General features: G+C 62.0%; 21 protein-coding genes. 12 read left to right on the forward strand and 9 right to left on the reverse strand.

Annotated features, from left to right (window positions below):
- The first annotated feature begins 6 nt into the window (after positions 1 to 6).
- The 3 genes from ABIE18_RS19525 to ybaK all read left to right on the forward strand — a co-directional run bounded on the left by ABIE18_RS19525 (position 7) and on the right by ybaK (position 2,014).
- On the forward strand, positions 7 to 933 hold the full coding sequence (locus ABIE18_RS19525) for a sulfurtransferase (protein WP_477516268.1): 927 nt from the start codon (positions 7 to 9) through the stop codon (positions 931 to 933).
- Between the two features lie 37 nt (positions 934 to 970).
- Positions 971 to 1,438, forward strand: a complete 468-nt coding sequence (locus tag ABIE18_RS19530) for a SufE family protein (RefSeq protein WP_442006526.1) — start codon at positions 971 to 973, stop codon at positions 1,436 to 1,438.
- Positions 1,439 to 1,519: 81 nt separating this feature from the next.
- Positions 1,520 to 2,014: a Cys-tRNA(Pro) deacylase gene (gene ybaK, locus ABIE18_RS19535; RefSeq protein WP_499724220.1), complete on the forward strand. Its 495-nt coding sequence runs from the start codon at positions 1,520 to 1,522 to the stop codon at positions 2,012 to 2,014.
- 2 nt (positions 2,015 to 2,016) lie between these two features.
- Here ybaK and ABIE18_RS19540 read toward each other — a convergent pair whose 3' ends face one another.
- Complete coding sequence (locus ABIE18_RS19540) at positions 2,017 to 3,318, reverse strand: alpha/beta hydrolase family protein (RefSeq protein WP_499724221.1); 1,302 nt, start codon at positions 3,316 to 3,318, stop codon at positions 2,017 to 2,019.
- A gap of 137 nt (positions 3,319 to 3,455) precedes the next feature.
- On the opposite strand from ABIE18_RS19540, the gene ABIE18_RS19545 reads away from it, so the two are divergent.
- The 9 genes from ABIE18_RS19545 to ABIE18_RS19585 all read left to right on the forward strand — a co-directional run bounded on the left by ABIE18_RS19545 (position 3,456) and on the right by ABIE18_RS19585 (position 13,681).
- Entirely contained in the window at positions 3,456 to 3,947 is a 492-nt protein-coding gene (locus ABIE18_RS19545; RefSeq protein WP_477516264.1) for a hypothetical protein, read from the forward strand.
- 14 nt (positions 3,948 to 3,961) lie between these two features.
- Positions 3,962 to 4,456 carry a peptide-methionine (R)-S-oxide reductase MsrB gene (msrB, locus tag ABIE18_RS19550; protein WP_499724222.1) on the forward strand — a complete coding sequence of 165 codons (495 nt, stop codon included), beginning with the start codon at positions 3,962 to 3,964 and terminating at the stop codon, positions 4,454 to 4,456.
- Positions 4,457 to 4,641: 185 nt separating this feature from the next.
- Positions 4,642 to 6,009 carry a DUF6421 family protein gene (locus tag ABIE18_RS19555; RefSeq protein ID WP_499724223.1) on the forward strand — a complete coding sequence of 456 codons (1,368 nt, stop codon included), beginning with the start codon at positions 4,642 to 4,644 and terminating at the stop codon, positions 6,007 to 6,009.
- A complete protein-coding gene (locus ABIE18_RS19560) occupies positions 6,009 to 6,737 on the forward strand; it encodes an SDR family NAD(P)-dependent oxidoreductase (protein ID WP_499724224.1) in 729 nt (242 codons plus the stop codon). Before ABIE18_RS19555 ends, ABIE18_RS19560 begins: the two co-directional genes overlap by 1 nt.
- A gap of 22 nt (positions 6,738 to 6,759) precedes the next feature.
- Positions 6,760 to 7,872, forward strand: a complete 1,113-nt coding sequence (locus tag ABIE18_RS19565; RefSeq protein WP_499724268.1) for a threonine aldolase family protein — start codon at positions 6,760 to 6,762, stop codon at positions 7,870 to 7,872.
- Between the two features lie 69 nt (positions 7,873 to 7,941).
- Positions 7,942 to 8,601: a DUF3000 domain-containing protein gene (locus tag ABIE18_RS19570; protein WP_431119776.1), complete on the forward strand. Its 660-nt coding sequence runs from the start codon at positions 7,942 to 7,944 to the stop codon at positions 8,599 to 8,601.
- A gap of 59 nt (positions 8,602 to 8,660) precedes the next feature.
- Entirely contained in the window at positions 8,661 to 10,004 is a 1,344-nt protein-coding gene (locus ABIE18_RS19575) for an HRDC domain-containing protein (RefSeq protein ID WP_499724225.1), read from the forward strand.
- Positions 10,005 to 10,256: 252 nt separating this feature from the next.
- A complete protein-coding gene (locus tag ABIE18_RS19580) occupies positions 10,257 to 11,540 on the forward strand; it encodes a thiolase family protein (RefSeq protein WP_499724226.1) in 1,284 nt (427 codons plus the stop codon).
- The gene (locus ABIE18_RS19585) at positions 11,537 to 13,681 is read left to right on the forward strand and encodes a 3-hydroxyacyl-CoA dehydrogenase NAD-binding domain-containing protein (protein ID WP_499724227.1); all 2,145 of its coding nucleotides are present in this window, start codon (positions 11,537 to 11,539) and stop codon (positions 13,679 to 13,681) included. Before ABIE18_RS19580 ends, ABIE18_RS19585 begins: the two co-directional genes overlap by 4 nt.
- Positions 13,682 to 13,757: 76 nt before the next feature.
- On the opposite strand, the gene ABIE18_RS19590 is transcribed toward ABIE18_RS19585, so the two are convergent.
- From ABIE18_RS19590 to ABIE18_RS19625, 8 genes are all read right to left on the reverse strand, one after another.
- Positions 13,758 to 14,735, reverse strand: coding sequence for an aldo/keto reductase (locus ABIE18_RS19590; protein ID WP_499724228.1), 978 nt, complete (start codon positions 14,733 to 14,735; stop codon positions 13,758 to 13,760).
- A gap of 42 nt (positions 14,736 to 14,777) precedes the next feature.
- Positions 14,778 to 14,996, reverse strand: coding sequence for a helix-hairpin-helix domain-containing protein (locus ABIE18_RS19595; RefSeq protein WP_442006515.1), 219 nt, complete (start codon positions 14,994 to 14,996; stop codon positions 14,778 to 14,780).
- A 32-nt stretch (positions 14,997 to 15,028) separates the two neighbouring features.
- A complete protein-coding gene (locus ABIE18_RS19600) occupies positions 15,029 to 15,589 on the reverse strand; it encodes a hypothetical protein (RefSeq protein ID WP_499724229.1) in 561 nt (186 codons plus the stop codon).
- Positions 15,586 to 16,155 (reverse strand): DUF402 domain-containing protein, encoded by a 570-nt coding sequence (locus ABIE18_RS19605; protein ID WP_499724230.1) that lies wholly within the window; start codon positions 16,153 to 16,155, stop codon positions 15,586 to 15,588. Before ABIE18_RS19605 ends, ABIE18_RS19600 begins: the two co-directional genes overlap by 4 nt.
- A complete protein-coding gene (gene dxs / locus ABIE18_RS19610; protein ID WP_499724231.1) occupies positions 16,152 to 18,125 on the reverse strand; it encodes a 1-deoxy-D-xylulose-5-phosphate synthase in 1,974 nt (657 codons plus the stop codon). Before dxs ends, ABIE18_RS19605 begins: the two co-directional genes overlap by 4 nt.
- Positions 18,126 to 18,301: 176 nt before the next feature.
- Positions 18,302 to 21,112 carry an aconitate hydratase gene (locus ABIE18_RS19615; RefSeq protein ID WP_499724232.1) on the reverse strand — a complete coding sequence of 937 codons (2,811 nt, stop codon included), beginning with the start codon at positions 21,110 to 21,112 and terminating at the stop codon, positions 18,302 to 18,304.
- Between the two features lie 265 nt (positions 21,113 to 21,377).
- Positions 21,378 to 22,745: a class I SAM-dependent RNA methyltransferase gene (locus tag ABIE18_RS19620; RefSeq protein ID WP_499724233.1), complete on the reverse strand. Its 1,368-nt coding sequence runs from the start codon at positions 22,743 to 22,745 to the stop codon at positions 21,378 to 21,380.
- Positions 22,742 to 24,718, reverse strand: a complete 1,977-nt coding sequence (locus ABIE18_RS19625; protein ID WP_499724234.1) for an APC family permease — start codon at positions 24,716 to 24,718, stop codon at positions 22,742 to 22,744. The genes ABIE18_RS19620 and ABIE18_RS19625 overlap by 4 nt, the downstream gene beginning before the upstream one ends.
- Between the last annotated feature and the right edge of the window lie 9 nt (positions 24,719 to 24,727).

Here is a 24,727-nt window from a genome sequence, read left to right on the forward strand (position 1 = left end):
ATCATCATGTCCTACCCCGTTGAACAAAACGAAAAGTTCGCGTCCTACGCGAACCCTGAACGACTCGTATCCACGCAGTGGCTTGCCGCAGCACTTGCCGAAGGCGCCATCGCCGACGGCAAGCTGGTGGTTGTGGAGTCCGATGAGGACGTCCTCCTGTACGAAACCGGCCACATTCCGGGTGCCGTAAAGATCGACTGGCACACGGACCTGAACGATGAAGTGACCCGCGACTACGTGGACGGCGCCGCATTCGCCGCCCTTGCAGCGTCCAAGGGAATCTCCCGCGACACCACCGTGGTGATCTACGGCGACAAGTCCAACTGGTGGGCTGCCTACGCCCTCTGGGTGTTCACCCTGTTCGGACACGAAGATGTCCGCCTGCTGGACGGTGGCCGCGACAAGTGGATCGCTGAAGGCCGCGAATTGACCACCGACGTACCGACGCCGGCCCCGGGCACCTACCCCGAAGTAGAGCGCAACGACGCCCCCATCCGGGCCTTCAAGGAGGACGTCCTTGCTCACCTGGGCAACCCCCTGATCGATGTCCGCTCCCCCGAGGAGTACACGGGCCAGCGCACTCACATGCCCGCCTACCCGGAAGAAGGCGCACTGCGTGGCGGTCACATCCCCACGGCCGCTTCGATTCCGTGGGCCCGCGCTGCTGCTGAGGATGGCACCTACCGTTCCCGTGAGGAACTGGAAGCCCTCTACCTGGGCGAAGCCGGCCTGACGGCGGGCGACGACGTCGTGGCCTACTGCCGCATTGGCGAGCGGTCCAGCCACACCTGGTTCGCGCTGAAGTACCTGCTGGGCTTTGAGACCGTCCGCAACTACGACGGTTCCTGGACCGAGTGGGGCAACGCGGTCCGCGTACCCATCGTCAAGGGCGCTGAGCGCGGTTCCGTGCCGGCAGCCTTGGTCCGTAACTAGCAATGCAATCAGCGCCGTTGTGCGTAAGCTGGAAGTGATGAGTACCAACACTTTGCCCGCCGCACTGGCGGAGATCGTCGATGACTTCCAGGCACTGACGGAGCCTGACCGCCTGCAACTGCTGCTCGAATTCTCCCGGGGGCTGCCGGAACTTCCGGAGCGCCTCAAGGACCACCCGGAGCTGCTGGAGCAGGTTGTGGAGTGCCAGTCACCTTTGTTCCTCACGATCGAATCCGAGAAAAACAAGGACGACGCCGAAGGCCCCCGCGCCTACCGGTTGTTCTTCAAAGCTCCTCCGGAGGCTCCCACCACACGTGGATTCGCCGGGGTACTGCACGAAGGACTCGATGGGTTGACGGCCCAGGAAATTCTGGACGTTCCGGATGACATGCCGGAGTTGCTGGGATTGACCAGGGCCATCACTCCCCTGCGTATGCGCGGCATGACCGCCATGCTGGGCCGTATTAAGCGGAAAGTGGCGGCCGCAAGCCGCTTGGAACGCTAAGCCGTTTCGGCAAGGCAAAGCGCACTTTTCCGCAAGGAAAAGCCACTTTCTGCACGGCAAAGCTGAGAGGCGTCCTGGCACATGGCCAAGAAGATGGCATCACAGGGAACGCCGGCCACTGCAGCACTCGCTGCGGCCGGCGTTCCCTTCGTGCTGCACCCGTATTCCCACGATCCGTCGGCCGCAAGTTATGGGTTGGAAGCTGCCGAAGTCCTGGGCGTCGATCCGCAGCGGGTTTTCAAGACATTAATGGTGGAAGTCGAAGGCAAACTCGCCGTGGGCATCGTCCCCGTTTCAGGAAACCTGGACCTCAAGTCCGTGGCGGCAGCCCTCGGTTCGAAGAAGGCAGCCATGGCCGACCCCAAGGCGGCCGAGCGCAGGACAGGCTACGTCTTGGGCGGAATCTCCCCCTTGGGCCAGCGCCAACCCTCTCCTACCGTCCTGGACGAGTCCGCTTTGTCCTTTGACACCATCCTGGTGTCCGGTGGCCGCCGCGGGCTCGACATTGAAATTGCCCCGGAAGACCTGGTCCGGCTGACCAAGGCCGTGACGGCGCCAATCGGCACCAAGGGCTAGCGTCACCCCGGGGTAACGTCACCCAGCCTGCGCGTTACCTCTAATTGCCCAGCACCCTCTGATTGTCCGGGATTGTTCCGGGGAGCCAACTGACGCTGCAGCCATGAGCGAACCAGCCGTTCCCATTTCAACGGATCAACGTTCCATTCCTTCGTGTGCCGCGCACCGTGGAACGGTTCGAACGTCACCATGTCCGGGTTCTTCTCCGCAAGGCTCGCAGAAGGCTCAAAGGGGACGTAGTCGTCGTCGACACTGTGGATCAGCAGGGTTGGGGTTCGTAACTCAACGGCTCGTGCTTCCCAGTCCATCGCTTTGAAATCCACGGGAGCTGAAAGTCCGGTGAGCCTGCGGCCCAGTGGATGTCCGAGCATCAGCTGTCCATATCGGCCTACGTTGTAGGGGATCCTGTTCATCTCTGCATGGTGGGCCATCACGTTAACCCAATTGATCACTGGCGCGTCCAGCACCAAAGCACGGATCAGGTGCCTGTGCTTGGACAGATCGGCTGTTTGGAGGCTGATCGCGCCACCCATGGACCAGCCAAACAGGACTACTTCCCGGGCACCATGTGCCATCGCGTATTCGATCGCGGCTTCCACGTCCCGCCACTCCGTGGAGCCCAGGCCGTACCGCCCATCAAGTGCCGAGGGCGCAAGCCCGTCATTGCGGTACGAAATCAACAGGCTGTCCAGTCCCAATTCCCGCGCGGTCCGAACAGCCCTGAGGCCTTCAAGCCTGGTGGCACCGCGTCCGTGCACCATGATCGCCCAGATGGGTGCGTGGGTAGCTGGATCGGCCCGGACAAGCCACGCTGGCGCCTTTCCGACGTCGAGGTCAATCTCCACATCCTCAGCGGCCAGGCCGATGGCCGCGGGATCCGGGTACGTTGCGCCGCTCCACCATCCCCGGCGGGCTTCAGCCAGATTGCCGCTGTAAACCTCTTCGACCTCGCGCAGCACCGTTTGTTCAGCTGGTGAGTAGGACACGATCCTGCCAATCCTGGCATGGCCTTTACCGCCCTCGAAGAAGAGGCTGAACACGCCGTCGATGGTGGTGTCAGGGGTGGCCGCAAGGATGACCTGCAGTCCCTTGTCGCTGCGGATGACGGCGAGGACCTCCTGGTCCTCATGACGGGCAGCGGGTGTAATGACGCGGCGGGCAAAATACACTGCGAGCGCGGAAGATCCGGCACCGACGAGTCCTGCGAGTGTCCCTCCGGTGAGGATTCCGGCGATGGCCCATTTTGTGCGCAGGGACATTTTCTTCTCTGCAGCGTCGCTCGCTGACCGGGTATTCAATGCCATGGCTCCATTGTCGCCGTTCAGTGGCCGTGGTCCATGCACGTGGAGGGCGCGCGGCGGATTGGTTGCCGGGAATGGCCTGGCAGGAATTGAGTGCTGAAAATCTGCGTCGTCTTGTTCGGCGGGACTACGCTGTAGCCATGAGCGATCCCATCGTCATCCTGACAGAAGAGCCCCTTGGTCCCGACGACCGCGTCAACATCGCCAAATTGGTCGACGGCGGCGACGCACCCTTGGTTGTCCTGGTCCCGGCCAATACCGAGCGACATCTCCTGGTTGATTTCCTGGAGAACCTTTCCATGCTCGATATTGCCAAAGCGTTCCGGGAACTTGGTGGCCAGTCCCCCAACCCGGATGTTGAGCGGGCGGAGGCGTCGGAAACCCTGGCCACGTCGTTGGCAGCGCTGGAAGGTTTGGGCGGCGGTGTCACAGGCGAGATCGTCGACGGCGGTGCCGTGGCCGGCTTGGTAGCGAAGGTCCGGGCCTTGGATGCCGCGCAAGCTGTGGTGGTAACGCGTCCGCACGCAATCGCGGATACTTTCCACACGGATTGGGCCAATAAGGCGCAGGACCAGTTGGGGCTTCCCGTTCTTCACTTGTACGCGGGTTCGGGATTTATCGGCGACTCGTGAGCGTTGCATAAGACATGAACACTCCTGAGAACATCAGCAAGACCACGGGCGTGCCCGTGGAGAAGTCCGATGCCCAGTGGCGTGAAGAGTTGACTCCGGATGAGTACCGCGTGCTGCGCCAGGCCGGTACTGAGCGGCCTTACACCGGCGAGTACTGGGACACTCATACGGAAGGCGTTTATCAGTGCCGCGCTTGTGGCAGCCAGTTGTTCACCAGCCACGAAAAGTTTGATTCCCATTGCGGTTGGCCGACCTTCTGGGCTCCGTTGGCTGAGGGCACTGTGCGTTATCTCCATGACCGCACGATGGGGATGGACCGGGTGGAAGTCCGGTGTGCGAACTGCGACTCGCATTTGGGCCACGTGTTTGAAGGCGAGGGCTACGGCACTCCCACGGACCAGCGGTTCTGCATTAACTCGATCTCGCTGCGGCTTATGGAATCGAAAGAGCCAGTTGGGTCCAAGGAACCAGCCGGGTTCCAGGAGCCCGCTGAATCCGAAAGGAAGTAGGCCCTTCCGGGGCGGGCGCGCATGCGGTGCCTGTCCCGGAAAGCGCAGCTGCTGCATCTCGGACACTACGAAACAACGCTTTGCACCAGAGTTTCTTATGCTCAACCCTTTTTTGGATTAGCTAAACTTTTCGGTTGCTACGCTCACATCAGAAGCATGAACGACTTCTGAAAGGACGAGCATCAATGACCATCACCGCCACCGCCGCCCTCCCGCGTGTCACTGCCAACAACCCGGAGTGGACTGCGCTCAAGGCCGCTGCCACCGCACTCCAGGCATACCAGGAGCAGGACGGTTCCATTACGGATCCGGCTGCCCACGGTGAAGCCGCCCACCTGGTAGCAACGATTTCGGACGCCATCAACACGCTGGCCCCCCACTTCCCGCATGACGCCCGATACCTTGAACTGTTGGTGGAAGACTTCAGCCGCTGGGTCCAGGGCGGCTTTGGAGTTCCGGATTTCCTGGACTCCCTCCAGGCCTTCCAGCCGCAGGAACAGCGGGTGGATGGACTCCAGCATCTGGTGGTCTTCCCGATGTACACCCAGAACGGCAGCACCAACCGGCTGGTCGAAGCTGTCTTGATCGAGGTCATTTGGCCGGAGTTCATTGGCGGACTTGAAGCCGGCGAGTACTCCAACAAGCTGTTTGTTCCGATCCGTTTTGTGGATTTCACACCGGGCTACGACACCAACTCGGCAGTCCTCTTCCCGGAGACAGTGGCTGTCCGCGAGACGCCGACGTTCACGTGGGGCGCCATCTTTGCAGACCGCGAAGCGGCCCGCTTCCGCCGCGTACTCAAAGCTGCGGCTGCCACCACGTCACTTGAGCTCCCTGCGGACGCCGCGGAGCTCCTTGAAGACCAGGAACTCACCCAGCGCACCTTCGTCATGTGGGATTTGATCCACGACCGCACACACATGCGTGGCGACCTTCCCTTTGATCCGTTCATGATCAAGCAGCGCATGCCCTTCTTCCTCTACTCCCTGGAAGAGCTCCGATGCGATCTGACGGCCTTCCGCGAGTCCGTGCGCATCGAAAAGGACGAGAACGCCGATCCTGATGCCCGCAAGCACGCCAAGCTCGTGCAGTACGCGGTGATTTTTGACCGGATCTTCCGGTTCGCCATCACAGGCAGCCGCATCCGCAATTACGACGGCCTTGGTGGCCAGCTCCTGTTCGCGTGGATGCACCAACACCACGTGCTGCACTGGACGGACAGCAAGCTCAGCATCGACTGGGATGAAGCAGCAGAGGTAGTTGTGGAGCTTGGTGCCAGGATCGAAGAGCTGTACTGGCGTTCCATCGACCGCCCGAAGGCCGCCCACTGGCTTGCTGCCTATGAGCTCATTTCCGGTACAGTAACTCCACACCCGGCGTCGATCTGGGCCAAGGGCCGTGAAGCCCTGCCTTTGAACGGTGCCCCCCGCGGCCTTACCGATCAAGTCCTTGACGATGAGTTCCCGCTGTCCATGTTCTACGAAGCATTGGAGAAGAAAATGCGCCCTGTTATCGAATCCACCACCGGCATCACTGGCGCGACGGCGGCCTGATGAGCCCACTGACAGTCCTCGTGACCGGCGGCAGCAGCGCGTCCGGCGTCGCCGCAGCGCGCGCTTTGGCGGCCGCCGGTCACAGGGTTTTCACCATCGGTTCAGACGATGTCCGCATCAAGACCGCAGCCTTGGAGGCGGGCGATGGCGTGACTCCGCTGGTTTGCGACCTCGCAAGCCTTGAAGCTGTCCGCGAACTTGCAGAGACGATTCGTCAGCTCGGCAGCGAGCGGGTAGACGGCGTCGTCCATCTTGTGGGCGGCTGGCGCAGCGCGTCCGGCATCGAGGACCAGTCCGATGACGACTGGGCCTCCCTTGAAGAGGGCGCGATTACCACCTTGCGCAACGTCTCGCGCGTTTTTTATCGCCAGTTGGAAGAATCACCCCATGGCCGCTTTGCCATGGTCTCATCCACTACCGCCTCTGCTCCGACCGCCGCGACAGCCAGCTACGCCGCAGCCAAGGCCGCTGCGGAAGCCTGGACACTCGCGGTCGCAGACGGCTTCCGGGAAAGTCAGTCGGCAAACAAGCAAGCCCACGTACCGCAACACAGCGCCGCCGTGATTTTCATCGTCAAATCTCTCGTCGACGCCGCCATGCGGCGCGAGCACCCGGAGCGGCAGTTCCCCGGCTACACGGACGTCGAAGAACTGGCCGCTGCCGTCGTCGAACTCTTTAGCGAACCGGCGGACACCCTCAACGGCCAACGCATCCTGCTGGCCAAATAGACTTGAAAGCGTGAATGAACAAGTGACGAGCACAACAGAGGCGCTCCATAGCGCCCCCGCCACAGCCGGCCACGGCCAACTCCACGACCCCTCGGTTCGAGGCTTTGCATCGGACAATTATTCCGGAGTCCACCCTGAGGTCCTCGCTGCTCTGGCTACCGCCAACGGAGGCCACCAGGTCTCCTACGGTGAGGACGTTTACACCGCCCGGCTCCAGGAGGTCCTGGAACAGCAGTTCGGCAGCGGCATCGAAACCTTCCCGGTCTTCAATGGCACAGGCGCCAACGTCCTGTCCCTGCAATCGCTCCTCCCCCGCTGGGGTGCCGTCATTTGCGCTTCAACCGCGCACATCAACATGGACGAGAATGGTGCGCCCGAGCGGGTTGGCGGAATCAAGCTCCTGCAGGTTCCCACCGAAGACGGAAAGCTCACGCCTGCGTTGATCGACCGCGAAGCGTGGGGCTGGGGGGATGAGCACCGCGCACAGCCCCTGGTTGTCTCCATCACCCAGACCACGGAGTTGGGCACGTGCTACACGCCTGAAGAAGTGCGCGCCATCGCCGACCACGCCCATGCCAAGGGCATGAAATTGCACATGGACGGAGCGCGGCTGGCAAACGCTGCAGCACACCTTGACGTCCCCCTGCGTACGTTCACGCGCGACGCCGGTGTGGACATCCTGTCGTTCGGCGGTACCAAGAATGGACTGCTTTTTGGTGAAGTCGTGGTTGCCCTCAACCCTGAAGCCGCCGACGGCCTGAAATTCCTTCGCAAAATGAACATGCAGCTGGCTTCGAAGATGCGCTTCATTTCGGCGCAGTTCATAGCTTTGCTGGAGGACGGCCTGTGGCTGCGGTCAGCTGCCCACGCCAACGCCATGGCGGCACGCCTGCGCTCGGCCATCGAGGGTATCGACGGCGTGGAGCCCACCCAGGCCACACAGTCGAACGGCGTCTTTGCGATTCTGCCCGCCGGTGTCGCCGATCGCCTGCGCTCATCCTTCGCCTTTTACGATTGGGACGCTGCCCGCGGTGAAGTCAGGTGGATGTGTTCCTTCGATACCACGGAGGAAGATATCGACGCCTTCGTCGCCGCCATTAAGCGGGAGCTGGCCACCGATTTGGCGGCCAGCTAACAAGTGAACAAGGAATTGTCCGGGGCGGCGAGCCTACAGGGATTCGCCACCCCGGACGCATAATCTGCGATGGTGAACGCCCTCGCCCAGGTTCCCTCGGAATTTCTTTTCGCCTTGGGAACGCTACGAAAAGCACAATGCCGCAGCGAATTGCGGTTGGACGAAATCCCCGCGCCCGCCCGTCTGGCACCATATGCCGTGGCCCTTGGAGCGGAAGTCTTCAGCCCCACGGCAGCTACCCGGCAAGTACCGGTCCACGGTCCTGCAGCCAAAGCCTTCGCCGAAAAGCAGAAAGCCGGCCCTCCGGATGAAGAGGATGAGGAACTGGCCACGGGCCGTTTCATCCTGCTGTACGATCCCGATGGATCAGCCGTATGGGAAGGCGAATTCAGGATTGTCACCTACATCCGTGCCCAGATGGATGCCGAAATGGGAAACGACACCATGCTGGGTTCCGTCGCCTGGACCTGGCTGGTGGAAGCCCTTGAAAACCATGCTGCCCAGTACCGCGCCGCCGGAGGGACTGCAACGAGGATTCTCTCGGAGAGCTTCGGCACCCTGTCCGATCGCCCCGACACCATAGACATCGAACTGCGCGCGTCCTGGACACCTGCCACGGCCAATGTCCAAGCGCACCTGGAGGCCTGGTCTGACATGGTTTGTACGTTCGCCGGACTGCCGCCCCTTCCGCCAGGCGTCACTGGACTACCCAACAGGAGGCTCAATTGATTGCCCTGAATTCGTCCGCAAGGGCCTGCAGCAGCAGGAATCGGTAAGCTTAAGCCACCATGACCCCTGAAAACCTGGATAAAACCACAGCCGGCGATCCGGTTGCTGATCCCACGACCCACATCAAAGTTGAAGGCTTCGACAGCCACGTCCCTGAAGTCATCGATCTCGATACCCCGCGCGAAGGTGTGCCCCTGGTCATCGATACCCTGGCAGGCCTGGAGCGATGTGCCGCGGCCATTGCGGCCGGAACCGGTCCCGCCGGCGTCGATGCCGAACGCGCTTCCGGATTCCGCTACGGCCAGCGCGCCTTCCTGGTACAAATCCGGCGCGAAGGAGCCGGCACCTGGTTGATTGACCCCGAACCCTTTGACAACCTGGACATCGTCAATGACGCTCTGCGGGGTGTCGAATGGATCCTGCACGCTGCCACCCAGGACCTTCCATGCCTTTCGGAGCTGGGCATGTGGCCGGACAAACTCTTCGATACCGAACTCGCGGCCCGTCTCGCCGGACTCCCTCGTGTGGGGCTCGCTGCCGTCATCGAACAGCTCCTGGGGTTCGGTCTCGCCAAAGAACATTCCGCCGCAGACTGGTCCACCCGGCCGTTGCCGGAACCTTGGCTGCGCTACGCAGCACTCGACGTCGAAGTCCTGGCTGAACTGCGCGAGGAGCTCGTCGAACTTCTGGAGGCCGACGGCAAGCTCGGATTCGCCGAGGAGGAATTCGCGGGGATCCTTGCTGCGGGTATTGCACCGCCCCGGGTAGATCCATGGCGGAAGACATCAGGGCTGCACCAGATCCGTGACCGCCGCCAGCTGGCCGCCGTTCGGGAACTGTGGCAGGAGCGTGATCAGCTTGCCCGCAAGCGTGATGTCGCTCCCGGGCGGCTCATCCCGGATTCCGCTCTTGTCGCTGCAGCCAAGGCGCTTCCCACCACCGTTCCCCAGCTTCTGGCCACCAAGGGCTTCCACGGCAGGTCAGCCCAGCGCGAAGCCCCGAGATGGCTGCGCTGCATAACGATAGCCCGCACGCTCACAGACTTGCCTCCCCTGCACCTGGCGACCAACGCCCCGCCCCCGCCGCGCGTATGGGTGGACAGGGATCCGGCAGCTGCGGCACGTCTTGCCACAGCCCGCCCCGCGCTCCAGGAAAAGGCTGACGAGCTCAAGCTTCCTATCGAGAACCTGCTCACCCCGGACTACCTCCGGCGCGTTGCGTGGCGGCCGCCGTCCGACGTTTCGCTGGAATCGATAGCCGATGAGCTACGCACCCTGGGTGCGCGGGAATGGCAAATATCCTTCGCCGCACCCATCTTGACCGAGGCATGCCTGAACCCGAAGCCACTCCCCGGCAAGGAGTCCAAGTCGAGGGAAACACAGCAATCCAAGGATTCTGACTGAATCACTACCCTGCTCACAGGCCCGTCACGCGAACTACGGTTCGAGGTGGCGGGCCTTTTGCGTCCCGGGACACGTCCGGCATCCACAGCACCCTGCATCCGAACCACCTTGCATCCGAGCCACCTTGCATCCGAACCACCTTGCACCCTCAGCACCTTGCACCCTAAGTTACTGGCGAGTAACATTACATCAATGCCAACCGGAGATCCTTTCTACGGAATCCGGCACCATGTCTCAACGAGGAGTTAACACATGAGTCCATCACGCAGTGCTCAGAGGAGCGTCCGCGACGTCGTGTTCGTGGATGGTGTACGGACACCCTTCGGTAAAGCCGGCGAGAAAGGCATCTATGCGGGTACGCGGGCTGATGACCTCGTCGTGAAATGCATCCGGGAACTGATGCGCCGCAATCCGTCGTTGCCTGCTGACCGCATTGACGAGGTAGCCATCGCCGCGACAACCCAGACAGGCGATCAAGGTCTCACCATTGGCAGGACGGCTGCCCTCCTGGCAGGCCTTCCCCGCACGGTGCCCGGCTTCGCAATCGACCGCATGTGCGCCGGGGCAATGACAGCAGTAACGACGACGGCGAGCGGCATCGGCTTCGGCGCCTACGACGTCGTCATTGCCGGCGGCGTGGAGCACATGGGCAACCACCCCATGGGCTCAGGCGCTGATCCCAATCCGCGGTTCATGTCCGAGCGGCTCGTGGATCCAGCAGCGCTGAATATGGGCAACACGGCCGAGAATTTGCACGACCGCTTCCCGGGCATCACCAAGGACCGAACGGACGCCTACGCGGCCGCATCGCAGGCGAAACTCGCCGAAGCGTATTCCCGCCAGCAGATCCAGGAGGACCTCGTCCCGGTGGCCACCATGAAGCCAGGGCAGGGCTGGGCACTTCACACCCAGGATGAGCCGCCCCGTCCAGGAACCACGGTGGAGGATCTCGCCGAACTGCGTACCCCGTTCCGGGCCCATGGGCGGGTTACGGCGGGCAACGCAGCAGGCTTGAACGACGGCGCCACTGCTGCGGTACTCGCTTCGGCAGAAGCTGCGGCGGAATTGGGCCTGCCGGTGAAGATGCGCTTGGTTTCCTATGCCTTCGCGGGAGTGGAACCTGAAGTCATGGGAATCGGTCCCGTGCCAGCCACGGAAAAGGCCCTCAAGAACGCGGGCCTCGCCATCGAAGACATCGGATTGTTCGAGATCAACGAGGCCTTCGCCGTGCAGGTCCTGAGCTTCCTTGACCACTTCGGCATCGCTGATGACGACCCCCGGGTCAACCGCTACGGCGGGGCGATCGCCGTCGGACATCCGCTCGCTTCCTCGGGAGTTCGGCTGATGAACCAACTGGCCCGTCAGTTCCAGGAAGACCCGTCGGTCCGTTATGGCATCACCACCATGTGCATCGGCCTGGGCATGGGTGCCACAGTGATCTGGGAAAACCCGAACCACGCTGACTTCGAATCCCCTGACTTCGAATCCTCCGTCCAGACTTCAGGCCAGACCACCACAGAAGGAGCCGCCGCATGAGCGCCACAGAATTCCAGAAGCTCGCCTCCCTCTTCCCCGCCGAGATCGTGACGCATTCCTACGTCCAGGACATCCAGCTTCCAGGCGGTGCAGGCACCTTTGCCTTGATCACCCTGGACAACGGACTGGACCACTCCAAACCCACCACTCTGGGTCCAAACACCCTGGTGGAATTGGGCGAAGTCCTCGAAGGGCTCAAGGATCGTGCCGCCAAGGGCGAAATCGTCGGGGTGGGCGTGACCGGCAAACCATACTTCCTGGTGGCTGGCGCAGACTTGTCCGCCGTGAAGACCCTCAAGGAACGCGAGCATGGCTTGTGGATGGCCCAGCTTGGACACGATGTATATTCCGCCCTGGCCAATCTCGGGGTGCCCAGCTTCGCCTTCATCAATGGATTGGCACTTGGCGGCGGACTGGAGATCGCCCTGCAATCCACCTACCGGACCGTCTCCACCGGCGCAGGTGCCCTCGCACTGCCTGAGGCGTTTATTGGCCTTGTTCCGGGCTGGGGCGGCGTGTACATTCTCCCCCGCCTGATCGGACCCGAAAACGCCGTCAAGGTAATGATTGAGAACCCGCTCGGCAACAACCGCACACTCACCGGCCCGGAGGCGTTTGAGCTCGGTATTGCCGATGCCATCTTCGAGCCGGCCGACTTCGTGGAGCAGTCCCTGGCATGGGCTGCCCGTGTCATTGCCGGCAAAGAAACACCAGCGCGGAAGAACGCTGTCGACCCCTCGGACGAGGGCGTCGCCCGCCGCTGGGCTGCAGCGGTCGCGGCGGGCCGTGCGTTTGTGGAGGCGAAGACCTCCAATGCCTCTCCCGCGCCTGCCAAGGTGCTGGACATCATGGAAGCAAACCGCACCATGAGCCAGGGCGAATCGGCTGAACTGGAATGTGAAACCCTTGCCGGCCTGATGCAGACGGATGAGTTCCGCTCCACCGTGTACGCCTTCCTGGACCTCGTCCAGAAGCGCTCCAAGCGGCCTGCAGGCGCACCGGACCGTAAGCTGGCCCGCCCGGTCACCAAGGTGGGCGTGGTAGGTGCGGGGCTCATGGCAAGCCAGTTGGCGCTACTTTTCGCCCGCCAACTCAAGGTACCTGTCGTGATGACAGACATCGATCAGGCCAGGGTGGACAAGGGCGTTGCGTACGTCCATGCAGAAGTCGACAAATTGCTGGCAAAGAAGCGAATCAAGGCCGACGCCGCCAACCGGACCAAGGCGCTCGTCACCGGTTCGGTATCCAAGGAAGTCTTCGCTGATGCCGACTTCGTCATCGAGGCCGTGTTTGAAGAACTGCACATCAAGAAGCAGGTCTTCGCGGAAGTGGAAGCGATCGTCTCCCCCGAGTGCATCCTCGCCACCAACACGTCCTCGCTGTCTGTTACGGCCATGGCCGAGGACCTCCGGCACCCGGAGCGGCTGGTGGGCTTCCATTTCTTCAACCCTGTTGCCGTCATGCCTCTCCTGGAGATCGTCAGGGCGCCAAAGACTGACGACGCCGTACTTGCTACGGCTTTTGAACTCGCCAAGGGCCTGAAGAAGACCGCCGTCCTGGTTAAGGACGCGCCGGCGTTCGTCGTGAACCGCATCCTGCTCCGCCTCATGGGCGAAGTTATCGCCGCCTTCGACGAAGGCACCCCCGCCGAGGTTGCAGACACCGCTTTGCGGCCCATGGGCCTGCCGATGACTCCCTTCACCTTGAGCGCCATGGTGGGGCTGCCGGTGGCACAGCATGTGCAGGAGTCCCTCCATAATGCCTTCGGTGACCGTTTCCCCGTTTCACAGAACCTGCAGAAGCTCATCGACAACGGCGTAAAGTCCCTCTGGGTCCCAGGTCTGGATGGAAAGCCAGTCATCCCGGCTGAGACCCTGGCCATCATGTCCTTCGGCAACACTCCCGCCACACGAGAGGAAGTACTGCGCCGAACCCAGGATGCACTGGCCGAGGAAATCGGATTGATGCTGGAAGAAGGTGTGGTTGCCGGGCCTGAGGACATCGACCTCTGCGTCATCATGGGAGCGGGCTGGCCCATGTTCCTGGGTGGCATCACTCCATACCTGGACCGTGTTGGCGCCTCTGAACGCGTCAATGGCAAGCGTTTCCTGGCACCGGGCGTCGCGTCCGCCCCGGCCTAAAGCGGCAAGTAAGAAGGGCAGTGGCCGGAGCGAATGCCCGCGCCACTGTCCTTCCCCATTAATGATCCTTTGCAGTCTAGAAGAGTGCCACCTTGGGAGCACGCGGGAAGATCTCGTCCAGTTCCTCGCGCTCCGCCTGGCTTGGGACCCAGCACACTGCTTCCGCGTTCTCACGAATCTGCTCCGGACGCGTCGCTCCAGCGATGACACTGCTGACGCCGGGTTGGGCTGCCAACCACGAGAATGCCAGCTGGAGTTCGGTGATGCCCCGTTCCTTGGCGAACTGGCCAAAGCGGCCCAGCTGCTGCCAGTCGGCATCATGCACCAGATTGGTCCGTGTGTGGCTCAGGCGGGAGCCCTCGGGGGCGTGACCTGCGGAGTACTTGCCGGTGAGCAGGCCGTTGGCCAGGGGGAAGTAAGGAAGTACGCCAAGGGAGAAGGCGCCTGCCGCAGGAAGTACTTCGAGCTCCGCGCGGCGGTCCAGCAGGTTGTAGTGGTTCTGGGTTGAAATGAAGCGAACCCCTCCGGACTGCCGCCCAACGTACTCGGCTTCGGCGATCTGCCACCCTGCGAAGTTCGAGTGTCCGATGTAGCGGACCTTGCCGCTGGTGACCAGGACATCCAACGCTGCAAGGGTTTCCTCAAGGGGCGTCTGTGGATCGGGGGTATGGAACTGGTAGAGGTCGATCCACTCCGTGCCCAGCCTGCGCAGTGAGGCTTCCACCGCCTTGAGAATGTAGCGCCGGGACCCGCGCGCGCCAAAGTCATTGCCATTGGTTCCGTGCATATCCATACCAAACTTGGTACCGATAACGACGTCGTCGCGATGCCCCTTCAGGGCTTTGCCAAGCATGGTCTCGCTGAGGCCAGGCTCCCGGCCGTAAACATCTGCGACGTCGAAGAACGTCACCCCGGCATCGATCGCGGCGTGGACAACGGCATCCGTGCCTTCCTGCGACTCCGTGGGAGTGTTGGCGCGCCCCAGGTTGTTACAACCCAGGCCTACAGCTGAGACGGTCAGTCCGGAGTGGCCAAGGCGTCGATATTCAGTCATGGATCCCAGCCTATAACGCTCTTCCGGGGACTATGGCCGATGTTAACGCGAGCCGAAAGTGATGCCGGATTCCTCCATTGCCTCCTCGAGCTGGGCTATGGCTACCGGTCCCATGCCGTGGAGCTTGGAGGCCTTCTGTTCGCCAAACTCGGCCAGCTGTTCCAAAGTCTCGATGCCTTCGTGGGCCAGGGCGCGTTTTGCCGGCGCCGCAAGGCCCTTGGGTAGCGGCGTATGTCCGGGCCAATTGCTCTTGGACGACATGGAACATCCCTCCTGAGTGCGTTAGGTCCTACTTAGAGGGTAAAGCCCACACCTTGCTTGGGCGAGTGCTTCAGGCGGAATGCGGTGGGGTCGCTGTGCGGAGCCGCTGCGATGGAGAGCTTCGTGAAATCCAGATCCTCATTGCGAACGCAGATCTTGATGGCATTGACGGCCTTGTTGACATCCGGGCAAAAGCAAAAGACATTCAGGCGCGAATTTCCGATCTCCGTGCGGTCCACGATTCCCAGTCCTCGCCACGCCAGTTCACCCGTGAGCGCGGCCTTTGCCTTGCGCTCAAAATGACGGTCACGTTCGGTGCCGTCCTTGGTCTTCAGAGCGAACTGTGCCACCACCCAAAACTGCTCGGACTCGGGGATCTCGGCGAATCCGTCCTCTTCGCACTGGGCAGCGAAAGCCGCCATCAAACCGTCTACGGAAGAGTCGTCGTCGACGTCTGTTTCATCCGTCTTGCTTTGGTGGCCCACCACGCCGTGATTGATCACGAACTGGTGGTCGTCGTCGTCGTACCAGGCTTCACGGAAGCGAAGTACTCCCTCATCGTCGCGTTTGTATGCGCGGATAATGCCGCTCATAGTCGTCCTTTCCTGAACCACTCTGCACTGGTGTTGCTGGTGCCCTCGACGTCGAATGGAGCCTTCATGGCGTCCACTGCTTCACGAAGGGCTGCGCACTCCGCACGCATGGTTTCCACGGTTTCCGCGGGATATCCCATGCCTGCCCTGTGGTCCTCAAACTCGTCCTCGTCATCGACGAACACACCGTGAAGGGTGGAGCGGATGACGTCCAGGTCCATATCGATCATGTGGAACTCAGTACCGCCCGGCCTGATGGTGTTCCATCCATGACCGGTTGCCAGGTCTACGTAGATCCGGAAGTCACCCGGGTACGTGTCGTCATAGAAAGTGGCTACGAATTCGCCGGTCCGCGGTACCAGCAGGACGGCATCGGAGGCTGTGTAGAAGGCAGCACCGGGACGCGAACAGAACTCCCCCGCTCCCTGGAAAATCCACCACCCGTGGATGTCCTCACCCAGGTAGCGGCCAGGCACAACCCAGTGTGCCTTGCCGTTCCATTTCCTGTTTCTCGCCACCACGAGGTCACCGGGCTGCAGGGAGCCCGGTTCGCGATCGGGACTCACAGCTTGGGCAGACTGCCGGTGGTGGGGTGTTCCTGGCCTGGCAGGGGCCGGGCAAAGGGGACCTTTGTACCCAGGACCTGGGCTACGACGTCGTGGGCTATCTTCTGGGCCGTCAGTCCGACGCGCTCCAGGACCTGGCTCCTGGATCCGTGCACCAGGAATTCAACAGGCAAGCCCACCTCGTTCAAAGCCGTATCAACGCCGGCTGCGCGCATTTCCTGGCGGATGCGCGAACCCACGCCGCCGGCCCGAACGCCGTCTTCGATGCAGATGACCAGGCGGTGCCTGGCGGCAAGGGCGATGATTGATCTGCGGACGGGCAGGAGCCAACGGGGATCAACCACCGTTGAACTGATTCCTTGGGCGCCAAGACGACCGGCGACATCCAGGGCGAGCTCGGACATGGCGCCAACGCTGATGATGAGGACGTCGTTTTCGGTGGAACCCTCGGGACGCCGTGCCAGGATATCCACGCCGTCGTGGAGCCGCTCAATAGCCTCCACTTCAGAGCCAACGCTGCCCTTGGAGAACCGCACCACTGTGGGGGCGTCATTGATGGCGACCGCCTCGCGCAGTTCCTCCTTGAGCCGGGTGGCGTCGCGCGGGGCGGCCAAATGGAGTCCCGGGACAATCTGGACCATCGCCATGTCCCACATGCCGTGATGGCTGGGGCCGTCCGGCCCTGTAACGCCTGCACGGTCCAGGACAATGGTGACCCCTGCCTTGTGGAGTGCGACATCCATCAGGAGCTGATCGAAGGCACGGTTCAGGAAGGTTGCATAAACCGCCACCACTGGGTGCAGGCCACCGTAGGCCATCCCCGCAGCAGACGTGAGTGCATGCTGTTCGGCGATACCGACGTCGATAACGCGTTCAGGATGGCGCTCCGCGAACTTGTGCAGACCGACGGGTATCAGCATTGCCCCTGTGATACCGACAATGTCAGGACGCTCATCAGCGATGTCGGCGATTTCCTCGGCGAAGACAGAGGTCCAGGACCTGGCGCCGGGCCTTTCGGTCGGCTCACCTGTCTCTGGATCAATGATTCCAACAGCGTGGAATTGATCGGCCTCGTTGGCAAGGGCGGGAGCATATCCGTGGCCTTTTTCGGTCATCGCATGCACAATTACCGGGCCACCGTAGGCCTTGGCCGTAGTGAGGGCGTGCTCCATGGCCTGGAGGTTGTGTCCGTCCACCGGACCGATGTACTTCATGCCCAGATCTTCAAACATTCCCTGGGGCGCCCACCAGTCCTTGATGCCCTTCTTCATGGCGTGCAGGCTCTTGTAGGTGAACTGACCTACGGGACCACCGTTCTGGAGCTTCTTCTTCCACCAGTCAAGCATCCGCTCATAGGCCGGCGTCGTCCGCAGAGTGTCGATGGTGGGGCGCAGGGATGCCAGGTAGTCGGCAAAACCGCCCACAGTCGGTGCATAGGAGCGGCCGTTGTCGTTGACCACAATCACCACGCGGCGCCGCTTATCAGCGGCAATATTATTGATGGCTTCCCAGGTCATGCCACCAGTGAGGGCACCGTCCCCTACAACCGCGACGACGAACCGGTCGCCTTCGCCGGTCAACTGCCGGGCGCGGGAAATGCCGTCTGCCCAGGACAAAGACGAGGAAGCGTGGGAGCTTTCGACGATGTCATGCTCGGATTCGGCGCGGTCGGGGTAACCGGAGAGTCCACCCTGCTGCCGGAGCGTACTGAAGTCCTGCCTGCCCGTGAGGAGCTTGTGGACATAGGACTGGTGCCCGGTGTCAAAGACTATGCTGTCCCGGGGAGACTCGAAGATGCGATGCACAGCAAGCGTGAGCTCGACGACGCCGAGGTTGGGACCCAGGTGTCCACCCGTAGCGGCTACGTTGGTAATCAGGAAGTTCCTGATCTCGCCGGCCAGCTGTTCCAGCTCTTGGCCGGACAGTTTGGCCAGGTCCTGTGGATCCTTGATGGTTTCCAAGAGTCCCAACGGCCCTCCTTAGGGTGAATGACGTGCTTGTTAACTTTAGCGCGTGCCCGGGCCGGCGTTTTCGCGCCTGCATGAGGAACGGCTGCAGGCCCCCGGGAACGCCAACAGCCCCGGCTGGTCGGGCGACCAGCCGGGGCTGCCTGGTTTGGAGAATCAGCTGGAAACCAGCTGGTTCGTTATGCTGCGGAGATCTGACGAAGGACGTACTGCAGGATGCCACCGTTGCGGTAGTAGTCCGCTTCACCCGGGGTATCGATGCGCAGGACGGCGTCGAAGGACTTGGACGTACCGTCCTCGGCCGTTGCCGTCACCTTGAGCGTCTTGGGCGTAATGCCGTTGTTCAGCCCTGTGACGCCTTCAACCGAGAAGGTCTCCGTACCGGTAAGTCCCAGCGTTGCTGCAGACTCGCCAGCGGGGAACTGCAGGGGAAGAACGCCCATGCCGATGAGGTTGGAGCGGTGGATGCGCTCGTAGCTCTCGGCGACGACGGCCTTGACACCCAGGAGCGCAGTACCCTTGGCTGCCCAGTCACGGGAGGATCCGGAACCGTATTCCTTGCCTGCCAGGACAACCAGCGGCGTTCCCGCGGCCTGGTAGTTCTGGGCGGCATCGTAGACGTAGGCCTGCGGTGCACCTTCCTGGCTGAAGTCGCGGGTAAAGCCACCCTCGACGCCGTCCAGGAGCTGGTTCTTGATGCGGATGTTGGCGAACGTACCGCGGATCATGACTTCGTGGTTGCCACGGCGCGAGCCGTAGGAGTTGAAGTCCTTGCGCTCCACGCCATTGGCCAGGAGGTACTGCCCTGCCGGTGTGTCCGACTTGAAGGAACCAGCCGGGGAGATGTGGTCCGTGGTGACGGAATCGCCCAACTTCAGCAACACACGGGCGCCCTGGATGTCCTGGACGGGGTCCGGCTGTGCCTTCATGCCCTCGAAGTATGGGGGCTTGCGGACATACGTGGAGTCCTCAGCCCAGGCGAAGGTGTCGCCTGCAGGAGTGTCCAGTGCCTTCCAGCGCTCGTCGCCGTCGAAGACGCCCTCGTAGCCCTTGGCGAACATAGCCTTGTCGATGGAGGAGTCAATGACTTCCTGCACCTCGATGGGGTTGGGCCAGATGTCCTTCAGGAAGACTTCATTGCCCTCGGAGTCCGTGCCCAGGGCATCGGTGTCGAAATCGAAGTCCATGGAACCAGCCAGGGCGTAAGCGATGACCAACGGCGGAGAAGCCAGGTAGTTCATCTTGACGTCCGGGTTGATCCGGCCTTCGAAGTTGCGGTTGCCCGAGAGGACAGCCGTCACGGAGAGGTCGTTGGCCTGGATGGCTTCGGAGATCTCCGGCTCCAGAGGGCCGGAGTTGCCGATGCACGTTGCGCAGCCGTAGCCCACGATGTAGAAGCCAAGCTTCTCCAGGTACGGGGTCAGGCCGGACTTCTCGTAGTAGTCCGTGACAACCTTCGAGCCCGGGGCGACGGAAGTCTTGACCCACGGCTTGGACGTCAGGCCCTTGTCAACAGCGTTGCGTGCAAGCAGGGCTGCAGCCAACATGACAGACGGGTTGGAGGTGTTGGTGCAGGAAGTGATCGAGGCGATCGAGACTGCACCGTGGTCCAACTCAAACTCGCGGCCGTCGGCGGTCTTCACGTGCACCGGGGAGGACGGGCGGCCATGCGCACCATTGGCGGCGGACGCAACGCGTGCCGTCTCCGTGGTGTGCGAGTCGGCGTGCGTGAACGACGGTGAATCGGAAGCCGGGAACGATTCATCCAATGACTCGTCCACACTGCCGTCTTCGATTGCAACGTAGTTGTGGATGTCCTTACGGAACTGCTCCTTGGCATCCGTCAGCTCGATGCGGTCCTGCGGACGCTTCGGACCGGAGATGGACGGAACAACGGTGGACAGGTCCAGCTCGAGGAACTCGGAGAAGCGCAGCTCGCGGGAAGGATCGTGCCAGAGGCCCTGTTCCTTGGTGTATGCCTCCACAAGGGCGACATTCTCTTCGGACCGGCCGGTCAGGCGCAGGTATTCCAAGGTGACATCGTCAATCGGGAACATGGCAGCCGTGGAACCGAACTCCGGGCTCATGTTTCCGATGGTTGCGCGGTTCGCCAGCGGCACAGCGGCAACGCCTTCGCCGTAGAATTCGACGAACTTGCCCACCACGCCGTGCTTGCGCAGCATTTCGGTGATGGTCAGCACAACGTCCGTTGCGGTGGCGCCGGCCGGGATGCTGCCGCTGAGCTTGAAGCCCACCACGCGGGGAATCAGCATGGAGACGGGCTGGCCAAGCATGGCAGCTTCGGCTTCGATGCCGCCGACGCCCCAACCCAGGATGCCCAGGCCGTTGACCATGGTGGTGTGGGAGTCGGTTCCAACGCAGGTGTCCGGGTAGGCACGAAGCACGCCGTCGATCTCACGGGTCATGACGGTGCGGGCCAGGTACTCGATGTTGACCTGGTGGACAATGCCGGTTCCCGGGGGAACAACCTTGAAGTCATCAAAGGCCGTCTGGCCCCACCGCAGGAATTGGTAGCGCTCACCATTGCGCTGGTACTCGATCTCCATGTTGCGCTCCAGTGCGCCGGAGTTACCGAAGGCGTCGATCTGGACGGAGTGGTCGATGACCATTTCGGCGGGTGCCAGGGGGTTAACACGCTTGGGGTCGCCGCCAAGTTCTTTCACGGCCTCGCGCATGGTGGCGAGGTCTACAACGCAGGGTACGCCGGTGAAGTCCTGCATGATGACCCGGGCAGGGGTGAACTGGATTTCCGTGTCGGGCTCCGCATTGGGGTCCCAACCGGCCAGGGCGCGGACGTGGTCAGCCGTTATATTGGCGCCATCCTCAGTCCGCAGGAGGTTTTCAAGCAATACCTTGAGGCTGAACGGAAGGCTGTCTGCGCCCTCTACGGAGTTCAACCGGAAAATTTCATAATCGGTGCCGGCTACATTCAGTACGCCTTTGGAACCGAAGCTGTCCACAGTGCTCATGGCAGGACTCCTCTCGCAACAGTTTCATCTTTGTCGCGTGGTTGGCCGCTAGCCAGTTAGGCGCACCTTACTTAGCCGGGCGGCACTCTCAGTTGGTCAACCCCTGTCCCCGCGCGGAACCATGCGGAGTGGGGCTGCTATGTGGGACTACTATGCCCATCGTAGTGGCATCGATCACGTTCAAGCACCGCCGCAGGGCGGCTCCACGAAATGCCGCACCCCACGCATCGCCCGCCATCCGGTGGCGTGGCGGGCGATACACGGCCTAACCGGCGGGAACGATGAGGCTGACGGTCTCCAAGTGATGCGTGTGGGGGTACAGATCGAATGCCCTCAGCGACTCCAGGCGCCAACCGCCTTGCTGGAAGTAACCCAGATCACGTGCAAAGGAAGCCGGATCACAGGACACATAGGCGATTGCCCGGGGATGTGAGGCCATGAGTTGGTTTACCACGGCTTTTCCAGCCCCCACGCGCGGCGGGTCCAGCACCAGGGAATCGAAGTTTCGGGGACGCTGGTGCAATACCCGCTCCACTCGTCCCTGCACGATCTCGACATGGGATTCTCCGTGCAGGTTCTTGCGCGCATCACGGCTGGTGCCAGGCGATCCTTCAACGGACAATACCGAACCCGTAACGCCTACCGCATCAGCCAGGGGTGCAGTAAAGAGGCCGGCACCGGCGTAGAGGTCCGCCACCGCAGCACCGGGTTGGAGATACCCTCCACCTGCGAGGTAGCCGGTCACCGCATCCACCAGGGTGTCCGGCGCATCTTTATGAATCTGCCAGAAGCCTTCGCCTGTCACACGGTATTCATGCCCTGCCGCAGATTCCTGTACCCAAGTCCGTCCCCGAAGCTGCAACACCTGGCCCTTGCCGGGATCGAAGCTGGCTACGGAAACTTCGTGCGGCAATTGCGAAAGGATGCTGTGCAGCCGCTTGGGACTGGTCGTTTCCTCCGGCGCCAGCAACACCAGCGGCCTGGAGCCATTCGCCGGCGCCGCCACTTCTACGCGTGCTATCCCGCTGAGATCGAGGTCCCACAACTTGAGGTCGTTGATGCCGGGAAGCGCCAACGGCATCTCCCGGATGGGCACTACGACGTCGGAACGGTGGGCATGCATACCCAGCCGCCCCTTGGAGGTCACAGCAAAGCTGGCGCGCGTACGCCAGCCGAGTCCGCCGTCGTCGTTGGCACCTACGCCCTCAACCTCGACCGCGAGGTCCAGGCCGGCGAGTCTCTTGAGCTGTTCGGACAACACTTCAGCCTTCAGGGCACGCTGCCGCTGCAGGGAAATGTGGCCGAGCTCGGCACCGCCCACGGGTGGATTCCCGTGCTGCCAGGCCGTCAACGAATCGGCCGGCTTCCAGAAGTGCTGCACGCGGTCCGGCGAGGCTTCCAGGACCTCCACGACGTCGGCACGCCAGAAGCGCGACGAGTCGCCGGAGTCGGTCAACCGGATTCGGACCTTCTCCCCCGGAATGCCGTGGCGTACAAAGATGACGCGGCCCTCATGGCGTGCGACGAAATGCCCGCCGTGCGCGATCGGGCCAACGTCAACGGTCAGTTCGGTGCCGGGCGTACCTTGGCCCCCGCTGTTGTCAGTAAGGGGGGAAATGCTGTGGGAGGTCATTGGGTATCCTGCAGTGCCTTTGCTTCTTCGGAGGACTTGAGCTGCCACGGAACGCTGGCAACCATGACTCCAGGTTCAAAGTGGAGCCGCGTCTTGATTCTGAGTGCCGTCTGGTTGTGGACCAGCTGCTCCCACCATTTGCCCACGACGTACTCAGGGATGTACACCACGATCAAGTCCCGGGGTGAGTCTCGTCTCATGTTCTTGATGTACTCCATGATGGGAGTCACGGTCTCACGGTAGGGGCTGGCCAGTACGGTGAGCGGTACTGGAATTTCCAGCTTCTCCCAATCCCGAACCGTATGTTCTGTCTCTTCGGAGTTGATATCCACGGTAATCGCATCCAGTCGCGACGGCCGGGACGCCCGTGCGTAAGCCAATGCCCGCAGTACAGGCTTGCGGACGTGCGAAACAAGCAGGACAGCGTGGACACGGGTAGGTAGCGCGCGGGGCGATGAATCCTCGTCGACAGCCAACTCCTTGGCAACATTGTCATAGTGCGCCCGGATACTCCACATGATGAGGAACAGCACGAACATTGCCAGTAGTGCAATCCAAGCACCCTGCTCAAACTTCGTGATGAGGACAATGACCAAGACCAGTGCGGTCATGCCGAAGCCCACCATGTTGATGGTCCTGGACTTGATGATCCTGCGGCGGACCGCTTTGTCCCGCGCCAGTTTCAATTCACGGCCCCAGTGCCGGACCATGCCGAGCTGGCTGGCGGTGAAGGAAATGAAGACACCCACGATATACAGCTGGATGAGCTTGGTGACATCGGCGTTGAACGAAAGGATGAGGACCAGCGCCCCGGCAGCCAAGGCCAGCACGCCATTGCTGAAGGCCAACCTGTCGCCGCGGGTGCGGAGCTGGCGGGGCAGGTAGCCGTCCTGGGCCAGGATGGACCCAAGCACCGGGAAGCCATTGAACGCGGTGTTGGAAGCGAACACAAGAATGACGCCGGTGGCAGCCACCACTATGTAGAACGGAATGGAACCGGCCCCAAAAATGGTGTCCGCGATCTGGCTGATGGCCGGATTCTGGATATAGCCCTCGGGCAACGGCTTGCCGTCAAGAAGGAATTCCTTGGCGGGATCCAGAACAATGTGGACCTTCGTGGCGTTGGCCAGGTAAAGGATCCCGGCAAGCATGGCTGCCGCGATCGCGCCAAGTAACAGCAAAGTTGTGGCAGCGTTCTTGCTCTTGGGCTTTTGGAAGTTGGGCACGCCGTTACTGATGGCCTCCACACCCGTCAAGGCAGCAGCACCCGAGGAAAAGGCACGCAGCAACAGGAACGCACCGGCAAGGCCAACGAGGCCTTCATCGAAGCCGGCCTCGGGCACGATGGTGAAGTTTGCGGACGCCGCCTGCCCCAGTTGTCCCGTCAGCGCCTGGAAGATACCCACGAGGGTCATGCCCATGATGGACGCCATGAAAATGTACGTGGGAACGGCGAAGACCGTGCCGGCCTCCTTGATTCCCCGCAGGTTGACCAAGGCGAGAATGATCACGCCCACAGTCGCGATCATCGCCTGTTGGCCGTGCAACGAAGGGATCGCCGTGGTGAGATAGGCGGCGGCGGAGGACATCGACACCGCAACGGTCAGGACGTAGTCCACCAGAAGGGCCGCAGCGACAGTGAGCCCGGCATATTTGCCCAGGTTGACGTTGGCGATCTCATAGTCGCCTCCGCCCGATGGGTAGGCGTGCACGTTCTGTCGATAGGAGGCGACCACTGTGAGCAACACCACCATCACGGCCAAGCCGACGAAGGGGGAGAACGCCACGGCGCTGACACCGGCCAAAGCCAGGGTCAGCAGGATTTCATCCGGCGCATATGCCACTGAAGACAGGGCGTCCGAGGCGAAGATCGGCAAAGCGATGCGTTTGGGCAAGAGGGTGTGGGATAGGCGGTCATTCCGGACTGGCCGGCCCACCAACACACGCTTCGCAGCATTCAGTATTGTCAACACTTTCGCAAA

Origin of the sequence: Arthrobacter sp. 2762, from assembly GCF_040548745.1 — a bacterium.
Lineage (GTDB): Bacteria > Actinomycetota > Actinomycetes > Actinomycetales > Micrococcaceae > Arthrobacter.